This window comes from Micromonospora sp. NPDC049662 (genome assembly GCF_040675055.1).
In the GTDB taxonomy this organism is placed as follows: domain Bacteria; phylum Actinomycetota; class Actinomycetes; order Mycobacteriales; family Micromonosporaceae; genus Micromonospora.
Genome location: NZ_JBFAOC010000073.1, coordinates 1 through 2,545, shown reverse-complemented (window position 1 = coordinate 2,545; position 2,545 = coordinate 1). Strand labels below are relative to the sequence as shown.

Sequence of the window (2,545 nt, the reverse complement as noted above, 5' to 3'; positions counted from 1 at the left end):
CAACCCCCCCCCCCGCCCCCCCCCGCCCGCAGGCCGGCCGGGGGACCGACCTCGCTCAGCGCGATTCGTACGATCTCCAGCAGGTCGCGGCCCGGGTGGTCAATCCAGTGCTGCATGGCGACGCGCAGGGCGGCCAGGAAGGTCGCGGTCAGCAGGCGGGCGCGCAGCGCCACCTCGGCGCCGGTGAGGCGATGCGCGAGCTCGGCCGCCAACTCGCGCTCGATCGCGGTGTACGCCGCGACCTGGTGCGCGGCCAGGCCCGGGTGCCCGCGCAACTGCCGGCGTCGGGTCAGCCAGTCGTGGTCGCGGTCGCGCGCCGACTCCGCGGTGAAGTGTTCGGCCGCCCGGCCCAGCACGGTCCACGGCGGCTCACCGCCCGGCCGTTCGCGCACCAACTGCAACAGGCGGCGCAGGCGCACGGTGTCGCCGTAGAAGAGCGCCTCCTCCTTGTTCGAGAAGTAGTTCGAGAATGTCCGCCGGGAGACATTGGCGGCGTCGGCGATCGCCTCGACGGTCACGCTGTCGGGGCCCTGCTCGGCCGCGAGGCGTAGGGCTGACTCGTGCAGGGCCAGGCGGGTGGCCGCCTTCTTGCGCTCCCGCAGGCCGGTGATCTCGTCCATCGTCGTCAGCGTACGTCGAGTGACCGGCTTCTCAATGGGCAAACTTGCCGACTGGGCAAGATCGGTAGATGCTTGCGTGAGGCAACCAACTCAGGCGCGCGGATGTCCGTACCCGAGGCCGCCGCGTACGCCTGGTTGTCGTCCTGGAACCCACGACAAGCGGGAGGCCGCGCGATGAGCGCACCCACCACCACGCCCGGCGCCGAGCCGATGAGCCATCGGCAGACCCTCGAGGCGCTCAGCGGCCTGCTGCTGGTGCTCTTCGTCGCGATGTTGAGCAGCACGGTCGTCTCGACCGCGCTTCCCAAGATCATTGGCGCGTTGAACGGCTCCCAGACCCAGTACACCTGGGTGGTCACCGCGACCCTGCTCACGGCGACGGCCACCACCCCGATCTGGGGCAAGCTCGCCGACCTGTTCAACAAGAAGCTCCTCATCCAGGTCGCCATCGTGGTGTTCCTGTTGGGCTCCGTCATCGCCGGCTTCTCGCAGAGCGCCGGCCAGCTCATCGCGGCCCGTGCGTTCCAGGGCATCGGCGTCGGCGGCCTGCAGGCTCTCGTCCAGGTGGCGATCGCCGCCATGATCCCGCCCCGCGAGCGGGGCCGCTACAACGGCTACCTCGGCGGCGTCATGGCGGTGGCGACCGTCGGCGGCCCGCTGCTCGGCGGCCTCATCGTCGACACGTCCTGGCTCGGCTGGCGCTGGTGCTTCTTCGTGGGCGTGCCGGTCGCCGTCGTCGCGCTGATCCTGCTCCAGGTGACTCTGCACCTGCCGACGTTCCGACGGGACAACGTCAAGATCGACTACCTGGGCGCGAGCCTGATCGCCGCCGGCGTGAGCGTGCTGCTGATCTGGATCTCCTTCGTCGACAGCTCGTTCGCCTGGGTCTCGTGGCAGAGCGCGGCCATGGTGGCCGGCTCGCTCCTCCTGCTCGCCCTCGCGGTCTGGGTCGAATCGCGGGCGGCCGAGCCGGTCGTCCCGCTCGCCATCGTGCGCCAGCACACCACCGCCCTGGCCATCCTGGGCAGCCTCGCGGTCGGCATGGCCATGTTCGGTGGCGCGGTCTTCCTCGGCCAGTACTTCCAGATCGGCCGGGGTTACAGCCCGACGGAGGCCGGCCTCCTCACCATCCCGTTGATGGCCGGAGTCCTCGGCTCCTCGATCGTCGCCGGCCGGCTGATCACCCGGACCGGGCGGATCAAGCCGTACATCGTCGCCGGTTCGATCACCCTGGTCGTCGGGTTCGGCCTGCTCGGCACCATCGACCACGAGACGTCTCTGGTGCTCGTCGGCGTCGGCATGTTCATCGTCGGCACCGGCGTCGGCATGACCATGCAGAACCTCGTCCTGGCCGTCCAGAACACGGTGGCCCTCAAGGACATCGGCGCGGCCAGCTCCAGCGTCGCGTTCTTCCGGTCGCTCGGCGGCGCGGTCGGCGTCTCGGTGCTCGGCGCCGTGCTGGCCCACCGGGTCACCGACCAGATCACGCGCGACCTGGCCGCCGCCGGGATCCCCACCTCCGGCAGCGGTGGCGACAGCAACCTCAACATCACCGCGCTGCCCGACGGAGTTCAGCACATCGTGCGCGCCGCGTACGGCGACGCCACCGGCCACATCTTCCTCATCTCCGCGGCCATCGGGGTGGTCGGCGTCATCGCGGCGCTCCTGCTCCGGCCGGTCACCCTGCGGACCAGCCTCGACCTGCCGGACGCCGCCACGTCGACGGCTCTGGCCGCCGACGCGGTCGACGGAGCGCCCGCGTTCGACCAGGTCGCCGCCGATTCCACGGCGAACGCGGCGCCCGAGCGGCGCTGACCTCTGCAGAGCACAGAATCAGGGGCCGCCCCCGGCCCCCCCGTGGCGGCCCCGGAAGCCAGGGGCGGTTTTAACAAGGATGGCCGGGCAGCGGGCGGGGGCGGGCGACC

General features: G+C 71.3%; 2 protein-coding genes. One reads left to right on the top strand and one right to left on the bottom strand.

Features of this window, described 5'->3' with window-relative positions; genetic code table 11:
- On the bottom strand, positions 1-620 hold a 620-nt coding region (locus tag AB0J36_RS31170), incomplete at its 3' end, for a TetR family transcriptional regulator (protein WP_363661465.1).
- Positions 621-794: 174 nt separating this feature from the next.
- On the opposite strand from AB0J36_RS31170, the gene AB0J36_RS31165 reads away from it, so the two are divergent.
- The gene (locus tag AB0J36_RS31165; RefSeq protein ID WP_357120489.1) at positions 795-2,435 is read left to right on the top strand and encodes an MDR family MFS transporter; all 1,641 of its coding nucleotides are present in this window, start codon (positions 795-797) and stop codon (positions 2,433-2,435) included.
- Positions 2,436-2,545: the final 110 nt, after the last annotated feature.